The sequence below is a fragment of the uncultured Pseudomonas sp. genome, from assembly GCF_943846705.1.
In the GTDB taxonomy this organism is placed as follows: domain Bacteria; phylum Pseudomonadota; class Gammaproteobacteria; order Pseudomonadales; family Pseudomonadaceae; genus Aquipseudomonas.
The window spans coordinates 3,454,709-3,470,142 of record NZ_OX044366.1 but is presented as its reverse complement, the minus strand read 5'-3'; the positions used below and the strand labels follow the sequence as shown (position 1 = coordinate 3,470,142).

At 59.1% G+C, this 15,434-nt stretch carries 15 protein-coding genes; 8 read left to right on the top strand and 7 right to left on the bottom strand.

Translation table 11 applies throughout. The annotated features are described in order from the left end of the window. Positions 1-124: 124 nt before the first annotated feature. The 5 genes from rnd (at position 125) to Q0V31_RS16300 (ending at position 4,340) form a co-directional block, all read left to right on the top strand. Complete coding sequence (rnd, locus tag Q0V31_RS16320) at positions 125-1,258, top strand: ribonuclease D (protein ID WP_298189371.1); 1,134 nt, start codon at positions 125-127, stop codon at positions 1,256-1,258. Continuing rightward, the gene (locus Q0V31_RS16315; protein WP_298189368.1) at positions 1,255-1,548 is read left to right on the top strand and encodes a YcgL domain-containing protein; all 294 of its coding nucleotides are present in this window, start codon (positions 1,255-1,257) and stop codon (positions 1,546-1,548) included. The genes rnd and Q0V31_RS16315 overlap by 4 nt, the downstream gene beginning before the upstream one ends. A gap of 5 nt (positions 1,549-1,553) precedes the next feature. After that, positions 1,554-2,510: a D-2-hydroxyacid dehydrogenase gene (locus tag Q0V31_RS16310; protein ID WP_298189365.1), complete on the top strand. Its 957-nt coding sequence runs from the start codon at positions 1,554-1,556 to the stop codon at positions 2,508-2,510. Between the two features lie 89 nt (positions 2,511-2,599). Continuing rightward, complete coding sequence (locus tag Q0V31_RS16305) at positions 2,600-3,049, top strand: YcgN family cysteine cluster protein (protein WP_298189361.1); 450 nt, start codon at positions 2,600-2,602, stop codon at positions 3,047-3,049. 64 nt (positions 3,050-3,113) lie between these two features. After that, positions 3,114-4,340 (top strand): hypothetical protein, encoded by a 1,227-nt coding sequence (locus Q0V31_RS16300; RefSeq protein ID WP_298189358.1) that lies wholly within the window; start codon positions 3,114-3,116, stop codon positions 4,338-4,340. 15 nt (positions 4,341-4,355) lie between these two features. Here the strand turns inward: Q0V31_RS16300 and Q0V31_RS16295 are convergent, their stop codons facing one another. The 4 genes from Q0V31_RS16295 to Q0V31_RS16280 all read right to left on the bottom strand — a co-directional run bounded on the left by Q0V31_RS16295 (position 4,356) and on the right by Q0V31_RS16280 (position 8,322). Then, a complete protein-coding gene (locus Q0V31_RS16295) occupies positions 4,356-4,826 on the bottom strand; it encodes an RNA methyltransferase (protein WP_298189355.1) in 471 nt (156 codons plus the stop codon). A gap of 53 nt (positions 4,827-4,879) precedes the next feature. Continuing rightward, positions 4,880-5,248 (bottom strand): YajD family HNH nuclease, encoded by a 369-nt coding sequence (locus Q0V31_RS16290; protein WP_298189352.1) that lies wholly within the window; start codon positions 5,246-5,248, stop codon positions 4,880-4,882. Positions 5,249-5,713: 465 nt separating this feature from the next. Next, positions 5,714-6,187: a cyclic nucleotide-binding domain-containing protein gene (locus Q0V31_RS16285; RefSeq protein ID WP_298189349.1), complete on the bottom strand. Its 474-nt coding sequence runs from the start codon at positions 6,185-6,187 to the stop codon at positions 5,714-5,716. A gap of 104 nt (positions 6,188-6,291) precedes the next feature. Beyond that, complete coding sequence (locus Q0V31_RS16280) at positions 6,292-8,322, bottom strand: S9 family peptidase (RefSeq protein WP_298189346.1); 2,031 nt, start codon at positions 8,320-8,322, stop codon at positions 6,292-6,294. Between the two features lie 153 nt (positions 8,323-8,475). On the opposite strand from Q0V31_RS16280, the gene Q0V31_RS16275 reads away from it, so the two are divergent. The 3 genes from Q0V31_RS16275 to Q0V31_RS16265 all read left to right on the top strand — a co-directional run bounded on the left by Q0V31_RS16275 (position 8,476) and on the right by Q0V31_RS16265 (position 10,476). Then, positions 8,476-8,949: an MFS transporter gene (locus Q0V31_RS16275; protein WP_298189343.1), complete on the top strand. Its 474-nt coding sequence runs from the start codon at positions 8,476-8,478 to the stop codon at positions 8,947-8,949. A gap of 194 nt (positions 8,950-9,143) precedes the next feature. Next, the gene (locus Q0V31_RS16270; RefSeq protein ID WP_298189341.1) at positions 9,144-9,932 is read left to right on the top strand and encodes a class II glutamine amidotransferase; all 789 of its coding nucleotides are present in this window, start codon (positions 9,144-9,146) and stop codon (positions 9,930-9,932) included. 19 nt (positions 9,933-9,951) lie between these two features. Next, positions 9,952-10,476 (top strand): DUF2937 family protein, encoded by a 525-nt coding sequence (locus tag Q0V31_RS16265; protein WP_298189339.1) that lies wholly within the window; start codon positions 9,952-9,954, stop codon positions 10,474-10,476. 8 nt (positions 10,477-10,484) lie between these two features. On the opposite strand, the gene Q0V31_RS16260 is transcribed toward Q0V31_RS16265, so the two are convergent. Genes Q0V31_RS16260 through Q0V31_RS16250 form a run of 3 tightly spaced genes read right to left on the bottom strand, consistent with a single transcriptional unit; the run spans position 10,485 to position 14,918 of the window. Beyond that, the gene (locus tag Q0V31_RS16260) at positions 10,485-11,825 is read right to left on the bottom strand and encodes a TolC family outer membrane protein (RefSeq protein ID WP_298189337.1); all 1,341 of its coding nucleotides are present in this window, start codon (positions 11,823-11,825) and stop codon (positions 10,485-10,487) included. A 1-nt stretch (position 11,826) separates the two neighbouring features. Then, the gene (locus Q0V31_RS16255; RefSeq protein WP_298189335.1) at positions 11,827-13,173 is read right to left on the bottom strand and encodes an HlyD family type I secretion periplasmic adaptor subunit; all 1,347 of its coding nucleotides are present in this window, start codon (positions 13,171-13,173) and stop codon (positions 11,827-11,829) included. 5 nt (positions 13,174-13,178) lie between these two features. Beyond that, on the bottom strand, positions 13,179-14,918 hold the full coding sequence (locus Q0V31_RS16250; RefSeq protein WP_298189333.1) for a type I secretion system permease/ATPase: 1,740 nt from the start codon (positions 14,916-14,918) through the stop codon (positions 13,179-13,181). Positions 14,919-15,434: the final 516 nt, after the last annotated feature.

Sequence of the window (15,434 nt, the reverse complement as noted above, 5' to 3'; positions counted from 1 at the left end):
AGTGAAGGTGGTCATATGCCAGCGCTGGGCAGAATAGCGCTTATGCGCTTTGTCGCGCATCGTGAATGCCCGGCTATGGGGTGTGGCGATATATACTGCGCGGCATTCTTGATGGGAGAGCCGCGTGGCGATTGATATTCAGTGGATTGGTGATGACGCCAGCCTGGCGCAGCATTGTGCAACCTGGCGTACGCTGGCGTTTGTGGCCGTCGATACCGAGTTTATGCGGGTCGACACCTTTTACCCGATTGCCGGCCTGCTACAGGTCAGCGAAGGCGAGCGGGCTTACCTGATCGATCCACTGCTGATCAGCGACTGGACGCCCTTTGCCGAACTGCTGCAAGACCAATCTGTGGTCAAGGTGTTGCACGCCTGCAGCGAAGACCTCGAAGTCTTCCTGCGCCTGACCGGCAGTCTGCCCGCGCCTTTGTTTGATACCCAATTGGCGGCCGGCTACCTCAATCTCGGTTTTTCCATGGGCTATTCACGCCTAGTACAGGCCGTGCTGAATATCGATCTGCCCAAGGGCGAGACCCGCTCTGACTGGCTGCAGCGGCCGTTATCGGCCAACCAAGTGAGCTATGCCGCCGAAGATGTGCTGCACCTGGCCGAGGTGTATGCCCGACTCAAGGACCAGTTGTCTGCCGAGAAATATGCCTGGGTGCTGGAAGACGGCGCCGAATTGGTCGCCAACCTCACCCGTGAAGTCGATCCCGAGCAGGCCTACCGCGACGCCAAGCTGGCCTGGAAGCTCTCGCGCCAACAGTTAGCCGTGTTGCAAGCGCTGTGCACCTGGCGCGAAGACCAGGCGCGCAAACGCAATCAGCCGCGCAACCGCATTATTCGTGAGCATTCGTTGTGGCCCTTGGCCCGCACCCAGCCGGATAACCTGGTGGCCCTGGCGCGGATCGAGGACATGCACCCGAAAACCGTACGTCAAGACGGCGAATTTATCCTGCAATTAATCAAGCAGGCCGCCGCAACGCCTGCAGCCGACTGGCCGCAGGCGTTGCCCGAGCCATTGCCGCTGGAGGCTTCGTCGTTACTGAAGAAGCTGCGCGCCATCGGTCAACGAGAAGGCGAGCGGCTGAACATTGCCCCAGAGCTGATGCTGCGCAAGAAAACCCTCGAAGCGCTGTTGAAAACCGGCTACCCCAAGGGCCCTTACCAGCTGCCGGAGTCGCTACGCGGCTGGCGGCGTGAACTGATGGGCCAGGCCTTGCTTGATTGCCTGGCTGCAACCGGAGAGTCCGCGTGAAACGTATTTGCTCGATCTATAAAAGCCCTCGCAAGAATGAGATGTACCTGTACGTGCTGCGCAGTGATGCGCTCAAGCGCGTACCGGAAAACCTGCTGCTGGCCTTCGGCCCGCCGACCCTGGCCTTCGAGATGGTGCTGACGCCTGAGCGTGTTCTGGCGCGCGAGGATATTCACAAGGTGTTGGCCAACCTCGACGAGCAGGGCTATCACCTGCAAATGCCGCCTCCGGAAGATGAGTACATCGAGCACCTGCCGGATGAGTTGCTGCGTCGTAACGACCCGGTGTAGTTACCATGAACGCGACTGCAAAAGCCCCGCAGCGGGTGTTGATTGCTGAAGTCGAGCACGCGCGGTATGCCGACTTGCTGCGTCAGCAGGCCCCTGGGCTTGAGTTGTTTGCCAGTGATCAGCCGTCCGAGTTGGCTGCTTATGCTGCGCGCGACGCCATCTGGCTGGGCCGCCCGGATCTGCTCGTGCCCTTGCTGCGCCAAGGCCTGCAGCCGCAGTGGTTGCAGTCGACCTGGGCTGGCGTCACGCCGCTGCTCGCGGCTGGTCTACCAAGCAAGTACCCGCTGACCCGCGCTGTGGGCATCTTCGGCCAGGTGATGGCCGAGTATGTGCTCTGTCATGTGCTGGCCCATGAGCGCCAGTTGTTGACCCGCTTGGCGGCGCAGGTCGAGCAGCGTTGGGATAATCGCCAGCCGCAGAGCCTGAGTGGGCGCAAGGCGTTGATCGTCGGCACGGGTGATATTGGCCTGAGCGTGGCGCAGTTTCTCGCGCCATTCGGCATCGAGTTGCTTGGCATCGCCAGCAGTCCTCGTCATCTGCCGCCGTTTTCTCTGGTGGCCGGTCTCGACGACCTGTCGCGCTTAGTTGGCGAGGCCGATTACGTGATTAACCTGCTGCCTGACACCCCGGCCACCCGCGATATCTATGACGGCGCGTTATTCGCCTGCTGCAAACCCAGCGCGCTGTTTATCAATGCCGGGCGTGGCGTTGCGGTGGTCGATGCCGACTTGGTCGCAGCGCTGCAGCAGGGCCAGTTGGCCGGCGCGGTGATTGATGTCTGCCGTGAGGAACCGCTGCCCGCTGGGCATTCGCTCTGGGATGCACCGCGCCTATTGCTCACCGGGCACAGCTCTGCGCCCACTGATCCGCGCCTACTGGTGCAGCTGTTTGTCGACAACCTGACGCGTTGGCGTGCTGGTGCTGCACTGCGCGGGCATGTGGATTTCGCGCGCGGCTATTAACCCCCGCCTGCCATTCAGCATGCCGCCCTTGGCCGCCGCTAACCAAGCGGCTAGACTGCCGGCCTTTTCGCCCTTCACGTACCCTCGCCATGGCCGCCAAAGTCGAACCCTTCTGGAAACGCAAAACTCTCGAACAGCTGGATCAGGATGAGTGGGAATCGCTGTGCGATGGCTGCGGCCTGTGCTGCCTGCAAAAGCTTGAGGATGAAGACGATGGCAGCGTTTATTACACGCGCATCGCCTGTAAATTGCTCGATCTGAATACCTGCCGCTGCACCGACTACAGCAACCGGCGCAAATTTGTCGCTGACTGCATCCAGCTCACCCCGGCTCAGGCTGACCAGTTCCAGTGGCTGCCGCCTACGTGCGCCTATCGCCTGGTCAGTGAGGGCAAGGACTTGCTGCTCTGGCATCACCTGGTGTGTGGTGACACCGAACAGGTGCACAAACAAAAAATCTCCCAGGCCGGGCGCATGCTCAGCGAAAACAGCGTGGCCGAAGATGATTGGGAAGACCATATGATCTTCCGCTCCGGCTGAACCGCACGCCAGTAACGCGGCCTAAACTCACCTACGCCAATACACAGCCTTGTGGAGCCTTGCCATGTTGATTCGCCGTCTGTTGTTGTCTGCGGTTTTACTGAGTTTGAGCACGCCGTTGTGGGCGAAGAAGGTAGACCTCGACTACCGCGTACGCTTCCTGCCTGAGACCGAGCAAGCCGAAGTCAGCCTCACCTTAGCGGACGGCGCGCCGGTGCTTAGCCTGGCGTTCAATCTGGGTGAGCAGGGCGTTTACAGTGACTTCAAGGCCGATGGTCAGTGGACTCAGGACAAGCCCGAACTCGGCACCTGGCTGCCGGCTAAAGGTACATCGACCCTGACTTACCGCGTACGCATCAACCACGAACGCAGCCCCGGCCGCTTCGATGCGCGGATGACGAAAGACTGGGCGCTGCTGCGGGGGGATGATCTGGTGCCGGCGGTAACCCTGCGTCAGGAAGATAAAACCGAGCTGGTCTCACGTTTGCAGTTCGACCTGCCCAAGGGCTGGAAAAGTGTCGAAACCGGCTGGCCGCGTATCGGTAAGAACAAATTCCGTGTCGATAATCTACAGCGTAAGTTTGATCGGCCGACCGGTTGGATTGTTGCCGGCAAGATCGGTACCCGTCGCGGCAAATTAGGCGAGACCGATATCAGCATCTCGGCACCGGTTGGCGAAGGCATGCGCCGTATGGACGTAATGACCCTGCTGACCTTCATCTGGCCGCATGCTCAGGAAGTATTTCCGCGTGACCCCGCCAAGCTGCTGATTGTCGGCGCCGGTGATCCGATGTGGCGCGGCGGCCTGTCGGCGACTAACTCCTATTACATGCACAGTGATCGGCCACTGGTCAGCGAGAACGGTACCAGCTCCCTGGTGCATGAGTTGGTGCATGTATTCAGCCGCATCCGCGCCCGTGATCGCAGTGACTGGATCACCGAAGGCCTGGCCGAGTATTACGCCATCGAGCTGATGCGTCGTGCCGGCGGCCTGAGCGAGGAGCGTTATCAGAAGATCCGTGAGCAGTTGATCCGCTGGAGCAAGCCGGTCAAAAGCCTGCGCACGGACAACTCCAGCGGCCCGGTGACCGCCCGCGCCGTGCTCTTGCTGCAAGAGCTGGACCGGGAGATTCGTCAGGCCACCAAAGGCAGCACGCAACCGCGCTCGCTGGATGACGTAACTCGCGGCCTGATGCGCCTGGACAAGGCCAGCACCCAAGATTTTATCGAGATCAGCGAAAACGTCATCGGTGGCGCGTCTGAGGTTCTGGACAGCAAGCTGCTGCGCTAGCGCAGCAGCTCACGCTTACTTGAACTTGAGCCCAGACTTGGTGTTGTTGCCCTTGGCCATGCGGTCGTAGAGCACCACATTAACGGTGGCGGCCAGGTTCATGCAGCCCTGGGTGGGGATGTAGATCACGTCCTCGCACCAGTCGAGCACTTCCTTGCTCAGCGAGCCGTCTTCGGGGCCGAAGATATAGATGGCGCGGTCGGGGTGGGTGTATTGCGGCAACGGCCGCGCGCCTTCGACCAGCTCCACGGCCACCGGCGTACAGCCCAGCGGGATGATCTTTTGCAGGTCTTCCACGCCGATTAACGGAATATCCATATATATGCGCTGGGTGTCGGTGACGAAGTCGCGGGCACGCGCATAGCGCTTGCCGCTATAGAACACCGAGGCGGCGCTGTAGCAGCCCGCTGCACGCATCACCGCGCCGACGTTCTCTGGGGATTTGGGGTTGAATAACCCAATGCAGCTGTATCGTTTGTTTGCCACGTGGCCGGCCTTACGGGTAAAAGCCGGCATTATACGGGGTTAAACCGGGCGACTTACTCTTTGCTTTTAAGCAACGCCGCAAGGTCGGCAAAGGCTTTATGGGTCGACTTGGGGCCTTGCTGGCTGGCGGTCGAGCCTTCGCTAAAGTACTGCTGATCGGTGTAGCGCGAATGTTCATTGTCATGGCAGAACAGGCACAGCAGCTCCCAGTTGGAGCCGTCCTGCGGATTGTTGTCATGGTTGTGGTCGCGGTGATGCACTGTCAGCTCGCTGAGGCGCTTGCCGGCAAACTCGCGGGCGCAGCGCCCGCATACGTGCGGGTACATTTTTAACGCTTTGTCGCGGTAGCCTTCTTCACGCGAGCGCTGAGCATCTGCAAGGATGCGGTCAAGCTTGGCGGTGGCGGATTTTTCCGTGCTCATGTCTGGTCTCGGGCTGGCTAGGCTGGGTGTCACAGTGTAATCCGGCCAGTGGTCGGGGAGAACACTAGGACGGGCACTTAATCGCTAGCCGGTTAGCCTAATAAGCGGGTCAGGACAAACGGGAGGAGTTTTATGCAGACGTCCATGTTGCTGCTTGCGAGACTGCTAGCGCTGTCTGCTGCTGCGACCGCCGAAGACTATCGGTTACCGCCAGCCGCGCAACCTGTGCTGGGATCACCCGGTACGGCTACGCCTCAGCCCTTTACCCAACCGACACTGCGCAACCTGCCGAGCAGTGCGCCAAACGTGCCGCCGTTGCTCAGGCGTGGCCCAGCTGACACAGGCTCACGGCTCAACTCGTCGCACGGCAATCTTGCCCTGCCTGATGCTGATTTGCCCTTGCTCGAGGAGCAACGCCAACGTAATAGCCAGCGGTTGGGTGATGACAGGCGCAGGGCCGATTGATCAGAGCTGCTGCTCGACCAGTTGCCCATCAACCATGCGCAGGCGCTTGGACATGGCCACGGCAATCGCACGTATCACCTTGGCTGCCGACTTTGGAGCCTCCACCAGCATTTTATCCAGCGACTCCTTGCTGAGAACCAGCAGGATGCAGTCGCTGATAGCAACGCAACTGGCCGAACGACGTTCGCCATCCAATACCGCCATCTCACCGAAGGCGCGGCCCTTGCGAAGTTTGGCGATCTCGAGGGGGTGGCCGCTGGAATTGGTTTTGCGGATCGAGACCGCACCGAAGTGAATAATGCACATAAACGTGCCGGGATCACCTTCCATGCAGATAACGGCATCGGGCTCAAACTGACTGATGCTGAAGTAGCCAGCCGCGCTCAGCACCTCAGTAGCATGCAGGCTGTTGAACAGGCCGCAGTCGAGGAGCATGTCGCGAATTTCATCAATCAGATACGACTTTTCTGGCATGGGCTTGGGCTGCGCGATAAAGGGAAGGGCATGACGGTATCTGCCACGAGCGGGTTTGCCAACTGCCGCTCGCCAGAAGTCGGGTGGTCATCACCACGTTAGTTTCAGCAGCGTTTGAGCACCTTGAGGATAAAGGCGTACTCCAGCGCGACATCCTTGAAGGCCTGGTAGCGTCCACTCATGCCGCCATGGCCGGCATCCAGGTCGGTTTTCAAGAGCAGCAGGTTGTTGTCGGTCTTGTGCGCGCGCAGCTTGGCCACCCATTTGGCCGCTTCCCAGTACTGCACGCGGCTGTCGTTGTAGCCGGCTACGGCGAGGATCGCCGGATAGGCTTGGGCCTGCACGTTCTCATAGGGCGCGTAGGCTTGGATGCGCTCGAATACCTCGGGCTCGCTCGGGTCGCCCCATTCGTCATATTCGGTGACGGTCAGCGGCAGGTCGGGGTTCTGCATGGTGTTGAGCACATCGACAAACGGCACCTCGGCGATGGCTGCTGCGAACAACTCTGGGCGTTGGTTGAGCACATTACCGATTAATAGCCCACCCGCGCTGCCGCCGCTGATCACCAGCCGCTCGGCCTGGGTGTAACCGCTGCTGATCAGGTGTTCGGCGCAGGCAATAAAGTCGCTGAACGAGTTATGTTTGTGTTGCAGTTTACCCGCGCGGTACCAGGCTTCCCCAAGCTCGCCGCCGCCGCGCACATGGGCGATGGCAAACACAAAGCCGCGCTCAAGCAGTGACAGGCGCGCGTGGGAGAACCAGGGGTCGAGGCTTTCGCCGTAAGCACCGTAGCCATACAAATACAGCGGTGCATGGGTGCCGAGTACCTCGCGCTTGGCCACCAGACTGATCGGCACCTGCGTGCCGTCTGCTGCTGTGGCCCACAGGCGTTGGCTGACGTAACTGTCGGCATCGAACGGCCCGAGCACCGGGGTTTCCTTGAGCACGATCTGCTCACCAGTGGTCAGCTCCAACTGACGCACTTGCGCGGGGCGGTTGAGCGCTTCATAGCGCAGGCGAATCACCGGGCTGTCGAATTCCAGGCTGTCCTGCACATACAGGCTGTAAGCCGCATCGGGCAACTGCACGCGGTAGGCGGTTTGCCCTTGCGCGTGCACCTCGATGATCGGCAGGCCGTTCTCGCGCAGGCTGAGTGCCAGTGCCTGTTGATTGAGGCTAAAGCCTTCGAGCATCACCTGCGGATCATGTGCGCGGCGCAGTTGCCAGTGCGCACGGCTCGGCGTTGAGTCGTCGGCACTGAACAGGGCGAAATTGATGCCGTGTTGATTGCTGCGAATCAGCCAGCACCATTGATCCTCCAGCATGCCGTGGTCGATGTCATATTCATGGCCTTCTTGGCGCGGGGCCACGCAGCTGAAGTTGCCTTGTGGTGTGGCGGCGTCCAGCACCCAGGCTTCGCTGGTGGTTTTGCTGCCCAGTTGCAGAATCAGCTGGCGCTCGGAGCTGCTGCGGTAACAGCTGAGGAAAAAGCGTCCGTCAGGTTCATTGAACACCAGCTCGGCCGCGTCAGTACCCAGTGTGTGGCGATAGAGTTTGTGCGGGCGGTGGGTGTCGTCCAGTTCGCCGAAGAACAAGGTCTGGCTGTCATTGGCCCAGGTCATGCTGCCGTCGCAGTCAGCGAACGGCAGCTCAATCAGGCTGTCGTCGGCCAGTTCCTTGACGAACAACTGGTAGGTTTCCTCACCGCTGGTGTCCAGGCTGTAGGCCAGGCGCTGATGATCAGGGCTGATGCTAAACGCGCCCAGCGAGATAAAGCCGCCATCGGCCAGGGCATTGGGGTCGAGTAGCAACTGCTCGCTGTTTTCATCGACACGCAGCGAGCCATCGGCCGGTTTGCGGCAGCGGTAATGCCGTGGGTATTCGTCGCCAGCGACAGTGCGCTGGTAATACAGGTACGGCCCCCAAGGTGAGGGCAGGCTCAGATCGGTTTCGCGGATACGCCCCTTGATCTCCTCAAACAGGCTTTCACGCAGCGCTAATTGTTCGCTGAGTTGCTGTTCCAAGTAGGCGTTTTCCGCCTTGAGATGATCGAGCACCTCCACGCTGTCGCGGTTTTCCAGCCAGCAATAAGGGTCAGCGGCGTTATCGGCGCGGGCGATGGGGGCGTATGACATGAAACAACTCCTGGAGCTGAGAGCGGACAGTAGGACGCCGCAGCAGGCAAAAGCCGTTATCATAAGCGCCACTTCGCCCGTCGGCTGCTGAAATGTACACGCTCATGTGTCGACTCGCCGGCCGAGCCCTTAATGCCAGAGAATTTGCGTGTTATGACTGAAAACGACTACCTGCTTGCCTGGGGGGCCTACCTAGTGGCAGCGCTTGGCTGTCTGTTGGTGTGGTTTCGTTTGACCAGCTGGATGTGGCGTTACGTGCGTGAGCCGCTGCGCGTGCTGGTCGTGGTGCTGTTGTTCAGCCCGACCATCGTGGACCCTGGCAAAGAGCAGTTCGCCCCGGCGATTGCTATTACCGCCATGGACCTGCTGTTGGATGTAGGCAACAACGCCTGGCGCGCCGCGGCTGATCTGAGCATGTACGGCTTGATCCTGTTTGTGCTGTATGCGCTGTTTGTGGCCATTCGTTGGCCCGTAGAACGCTGGTGGCAGGGGCGCAAAGGCCCTGCACCGATTGCCGATGATGAGCCTACCCTGCGCGAAATGATGGCGCACGATGCTGAAGACTCTGGCGACACCCGCGTAGATGCGCGTGGCGAGCGCCGTTTTCGGTTAGAACCGCGTCTGTAAGACGCTGTGCTACCTGCGCGAGCAGTAAGTACGTGCCGCCTGTGAAGGCAAAACCCTGGATTGGCAACGCCCACGGCATCGCGATATCTGATGCAGGTGCTGTGGTGCGTCCTGACGCGTTTTTACCCTGCGGCCTAAGCGCCTGGAGGCCGGATTGCTAGTAGAAGCGGAACAACTGCGCGAGGCGTTACGCCATGTGTGAATTGCTGGGCATGAGCGCTAATGTGCCGACCGACATCGTCTTCAGTTTTACCGGTTTGATGCAGCGTGGCGGGCGCACTGGCCCGCATCGTGACGGCTGGGGGATTGGCTTCTACGAGGGCCGTGGTCTGCGTTTGTTCCAGGACCCGCGGGCGAGTAGCGAGTCGGAAGTGGCGCAGTTGGTGCAGCGTTACCCAATCAAGAGCGAAGTGGTCATCGGCCATATCCGTCAGGCCAATGTTGGCCGGGTGTGCCTGGCCAATACCCACCCGTTCGTGCGCGAAATGTGGGGGCGCAATTGGTGCTTTGCGCATAATGGCCAGTTGGCAAATTTTGCCCCGCGCTTGGATAACTACCGGCCGATTGGTGATACCGACAGCGAAGCGGCGTTCTGTGATCTGCTCAATCGTTTGCGCCATGCATACGCTGAGCCGGTAGCCATGGCTGCGTTGCTGCCGACCCTAGTCAGTGCCTGTGCCGGTTACCGGCAACTCGGTGTGTTCAACTGCCTGCTCAGTGATGGCGAGTGGTTGTTCAGCTTCTGTTCGAGCAAGTTGGCGCACATCACCCGGCGTGCACCGTTTGGCCCGGCGCATTTAAAAGATGCCGACGTGCAGGTGGATTTCCAGGCCGAAACCACGCCCAATGATGTGGTCACGGTACTGGCCACCGAGCCGTTGACCGACAACGAAAACTGGACGCTGTACCAGCCGGGTGAGTGGCGTTTATGGCGCGGCGGTGAATGTGTGGCGCAGGGTTTGGCTGATTCGCTGCAGCGTTGATTTAGAGGGGGAGGGAGTCATGTTCAGAAGCTATCTGCGGTTAGCCTTGTTTGCCCTGGGGTTGCTGGTCGGGGTGCAAGTGCCGGGCTTTATCGATGACTACAGCAAGCGAGTCGAAGCCCATCGCATTGAAGCCGAGCAGGGCCTCAAAGGTTTTCGGCAAACCGCACAGCGCTTTTTTAAAGGTGACTTGGTCGCGTTGGTCGGCCATTACCAGGCCAGCCCTGACCCGGTAATGCGCAGCGATGCACAGAGCCTTGGCAGCTTGGTCGAGCGTACGGCATTTTTGCAGCGTGAAGCCAAGGCCATGCAAGGCCCTTGGTACGCTCAGGTCTTGCACCTGGCCACAGCCGCAGACCATGAGCTCATGGAAGAAACCTTCAGCGCCTACCGTTATCAAGTGCTGTTGGCACCCGAGGCGATTGCCTGGGGCATTGCCTGCGCCATGCTGCTGGCCTGGTTGCTGGAAAGCCTGGCGCTGCTGATTGGTATGCTGCTCGGCGTTGGCCGCAGCCAGAAGGTGCAGCAGCGCCATTGGCGCTGAATACGTGCTTAGAAACTCATCGTCAGTTCAGGGCCAAGGTAGGCGTTGGCTTGGAGAATATCGTCCTCGCCGAGTAGGCCAACCGCCGCGGCCAATTGCAGGCGTGCCAGCAGATAACGCAATTTCGCTTCAAGCAAGTCACGTCGGGCGATAAACACCTGCTCTTCGGCGTTGAGAATGTCGACGTTGGTGCTGGAGCCGGCAAGAAAGCCCTTCTTAGCTGAGTCTTGGGCGCGGTTGCTTGAGACCACGGCCGTTTCCAGGGCTTTGATGCGAGCCTGACCGCTTTGCACCCCCCTGAACTCGCGGGTTATCGAGGAGAAGACTTCCTCGCGTGCGGCATTCCCTTCCTCGCTTGCCTGCTCTCGGCTGGCCACGGCTTGGCGCACTCGGGCACTCACACCACCACCGGCATACAGCGGCATGTTGAACTCCAGCCCGGCTGATGCGTATCTGTTTTGTTGGTTTATGGTGGACAGTGACTCGCTCTCATTGTCGGTGTAGCCCAGCACTAAATCGAGGGTTGGCCAGTGACCGCCTTTGGCCCGATTAACTTCTTCATCCGCTACGCTCTGGTTGAAATCCCGCGCTTTGAGCACAGGGTTATGGGTCCGCGCTTTATCCAGCCAAGCCTGTAAATTACCGGGGTGCAGCAGTGGCATTGTAAAACGCTCCTGCAGAGTGGCGACTTGCCGTGGCTCCTCACCGATCATCTCTTGCAGCAGGCGCAGGGCAACGACCAGACGGTCCTGCGCCTCAATCAGTTCGGCCTTGGCCAAATCGCGGCGCGCAGTGGCTTGATCGACATCGGTGATGGTGCCATCGCCCAGATCGAAACGCCGTTGTGAGGCGCTGACTTGTTGCTCGAAAGCCTTGAGTTTGGCATTCGCCAGATCAATGGTTTCACGCGCCAGCAAAACGTCAAAGTATCGATTGGCCAGCCTCACCGCTACATTCTGCGTCTTGGCGTCGAACACCGCCTCGCTGTAGTCGGCGCGGTATTTACCCTGGCGGTATTCGGCCATTTTTTGTTTGTTGAACAACGGCTGACGCAACTGCACGGCGAGATTTTGCGAGTCGTAATCGAGGTCATTGCTCACTGACCTGCCAAACATATTGTCCTGTTCCTGAGTACCATTGATACGGTTTTTGCTGGCGCTGGCATTGATCCGCGGTAACAGGCCAGCACGTCCGAGGGCGCGATTTTCCATGCCAGCGTCACGCTCATAGGCTGCGGCGCGGTAGGTTGGTCCTTGCAGTTGGGTGATTGCCCAAGCCTCCTGCAAGTCCAGCGCTGCGGCAGGCAGGCTAATGAGTCCAGCGAGACACAGGAGTAGTCGAGCGGTCATGTCATTGCTCCTTGAAAGCGCCATCAATGCGGTCAAACATCGGTTTCATCAGGTAGCTCATTAGGTTACGTTCGCCGGTCTTGATGGTGACGGTGGCCGGCATGCCCGGGCGAATCATGCTGTTGCCGAGCTTATCCATGCCGGAACTCGTCACCTCGACCTGAGCCAGGTAGTAAGGTTGTTTGTTGGTTTCGTCGATCAACCGGTCAGCCGAAATGGTCATTACGCGTCCGGGGATGCTGGGTGTTTGGGCGTGGTTGAAGGCGGGGAAGGTGATGTCCACCGGCAAGCCTGGGATCATTTTGTCGATCGCTTGCACGGGAATCATGGCGTCCACTTGCAGCGGCTCGCCGGCGGGCACCACATCCATAATGGTTGAGCCGGCCTGGATCACGCCGCCTACGGTTGAGACATTGAGAGCCAATATGATGCCGTCTATTGGCGAGCGGATAACCGTATTGGTCACTTCATAATCGAGTACGCGTAGACGGTCAGCCAGGGCAGTGGCTTCTTTCTGGGTGTCGCTGAGTTGCGACTGCACCTCTTTCTGATAGTCCTGCTCAAGTTGCAAAATACGCAGCTTAAGTTCGGCAATCTGGTTACGAGTGCGGCCGATGTCGGCAATGTTTTGCGAGAGTGCGGCATTTAGATCGGCACCGTTGCGCTCCAGTTCGAGCAAGCGATTACGCGTCACGTAGCCTTCCGCCGCCAAGCTACGAACGCCCACCATTTCCTGCTTGAGAAAATTTACCTGTGCACTGCGCGAGCCTTGAATCTGCCGCAGGCCTTTGAGTTGCTCTTCGGCACCGAGGATGTTTTCACGCAAAATACTGGCTTCGCCAAGCAGTGCCGCACGGCGGGTGTTGAAGAGCCGTTGTTGCAGGCTCATGGCCGACGCCAGGCGCGGGTCGTTGGCGAATTGGCTAAGCAGTTGTGTATCAAAACTGACCTCGCGAGCACCGTCACGCTCGGCCTGCAGGCGGTTTTCGACGGTGCGCACCACAATGTATTGCGCGCTGACCACGCCTTGCTCAGCGATGGCGCGGGTGGAGTCGAGCTCAATCAGCGCTTGGCCTTTTTTAACCTGGTCGCCTTCACGCACCAGAATGGCCCGTACCGATCCGCCGGTGAGGTGTTGGATGGTTTTGCGGGCATCGGTCACGTTGACTGTGGCAGTGGCCACCACGCCCGCATCCAGAGGGGCCAGGCTAGCCCATAGCAGAAACCCACCAAAGCCGGCCAAAACCAACCACAGGCCCCAGCGACTAGGTCGATGGTCGTCGATGTCGATCACCTGCTCAGGGTTGGCCAGGATCAGACCCTTGTGCTCGTAGTCGAGATTGGACATGGACCTCACTCCTTGCTCTTGACGGAGGCCAGGGTAGGTGCGTTGCCCTGGTTATGCGCCACGTTGGCTTGACGCAGGCTGGCGAAGACTTCGTCGCGGCTGCCGAATACCTGCACTGCACCCTCGTGGAGCATCAAAAGCTTGTCCACGATGTTCAGTACGGTGGGGCGATGGGAAATCAGTACCAGGGTTTTGCCTCGGCGCTTGAGGTCTTGTAACGCCAGCACCAGAGCCGCTTCGCCGACGTCATCGAGGCTGGCGTTGGGCTCATCAAGGACAACCAGAGATGGGTCGCCGTACAGCGCGCGAGCTAGACCTATGCGTTGTTTCTGCCCGCCGGAGAGCGAGCCGCCATCAGCGCTGAGGTAGGTGTCATAGCCTTGTGGCAGGTGCAAGATCATGTCGTGCACGCCGGCTTGTTTGGCCGCGAGAATGACAGCTTCGCTGTCGATGCTGCCGAAGCGTGCGATGTTTTCGGCGATGCTGCCTTCAAACAACTCGACATCCTGAGGCAGGTAGCCAAGCCAGGGGCCGAGTTCCTCCTTGTTCCACAGGAAAATATCCGCGCCGTCCAGACGAACCTTGCCGGCATAGGCGGGCCAGACGCCCACCAGTAAACGTGCGAGGGTGGATTTGCCTGCGGCCGAGGGGCCGATCACACCGAGCGCCTCGCCAGGCATGAGGTTAAAACTTACACCGCGCAGGGTGGCGTTGCCAGAACCGGGGGGGCTGGCAAAAACCCCGTTTAAGCTGAGCAGGCCAGTTGGCTTGGGCAATGACATTGAGATCGGGCGGGCAGGAAAATCATTCAACAGAGTATTGAGTCGCTCCCAAGCACTGCGACTGGAGAGCACTTGCTTCCAGGCGGCAATCACTTGCTCGACTGGGGCGAGGGCGCGTCCGGATAAAATCGAGCAGGCGATCATCATCCCGGGGGTGATCACGCCTTTGATCGCCAGTAATGCGCCAGCGCCGAGGATCAAAGATTGCAGGGCGACGCGAACAAAGCGCGTGGCCCCATTTATATAGGCTGCTCGATCAGAGGCCAGGGTTTGCATTTCGAGGATGCGCAAGTGATTGCCGAACCAGCGCTTGCGGATTGCCGGCAGCATGCCCATGGCTTCAATGACTTCAGAGTTGCGCAGGTTGTTGTTGGCAAAACTGCCGGACATTAGTGAGGCCTTGTTGGCTTCACCTAAAGGTTTACGGGTGGATATTTCGGTTAGGTAGGCGAGGGCAAACAGCAGCAGTGAACCAATCAAGCTGATAAGCCCGAGCAGCGGGTGTACCAGATAAATCACCAGCAGATAGATTGGCGTCCAAGGTGCATCGAAAAACGCGAACAAGCCATTGCCAGTGAGAAATTGCCGGACCAACGCCAAGTCTTGCAGGGCTTGTGCGGGGTTACCGCCACTGCGCCTGAGGTTGCGTTCAAAGGCGGCAGTGAAAACGCGTCTGTTGAGCATCATGTCGAGCCGATTACCGACCCGAATCAACACGCTGGAACGTACCACCTCGAGCAACGCCATCAGCACGTAAAGGCCCAACACCAATACGGTCAGCATGAGCAGAGTGGTGACGTTGCTGCTAACCAGGGCGCGGTCGTAAACCTGCAGCATGTAAACCGCTGGGGTTAGCATCAGCAGGTTGATCACCCCACTGAAGGCGGCCAGTACATAGAAGGTGCGGCGTAAGCGAAACAACACTTCGGCTAATTCGGAGCGATGGGACGGCAACGTGTCCATATATAGGTCTCCAATACAGCAGGCCAACAAGTGCCGGGCAGGCAGGGCGATAAAACGTATTCACCTAGCAGTAGACATCGCCTGCAAGCGCCGCGTGTGGCATCAGCTTGAAGCGCAGCTAGTGAGCTAGGTATAGATGGCGTTTTACGCTTTCGCCAAAGTATTGGTTGGAATGATCTTATCTTTCTGCTGAGTGGTTTCTTTGTATTTTTTCATTTGCAGCAGTAGCTTATGATTTGTAATGGATTTTATTGTTCGGATAGACGGTATCTTGACAGTACTCGGTAGTGCGACTTAAGTCTGACTATGCGTGTGGGTATTGCTGAAGCAAACGGCGAGGTAATTACGTTTGCGGCAACACCCACTCATAGCGCTTAGGGCATAAATAATCATGGATAGAGTGTCGCGTCTCCTCACCACTCGCGTTGCAACGCAAGGTCACTACTTGCTTGCGCGCCGATTCCACGGGCCGCCTGGGTTGACTGCGTGGCCTTAAGTCACAGGCTTATGCATTGC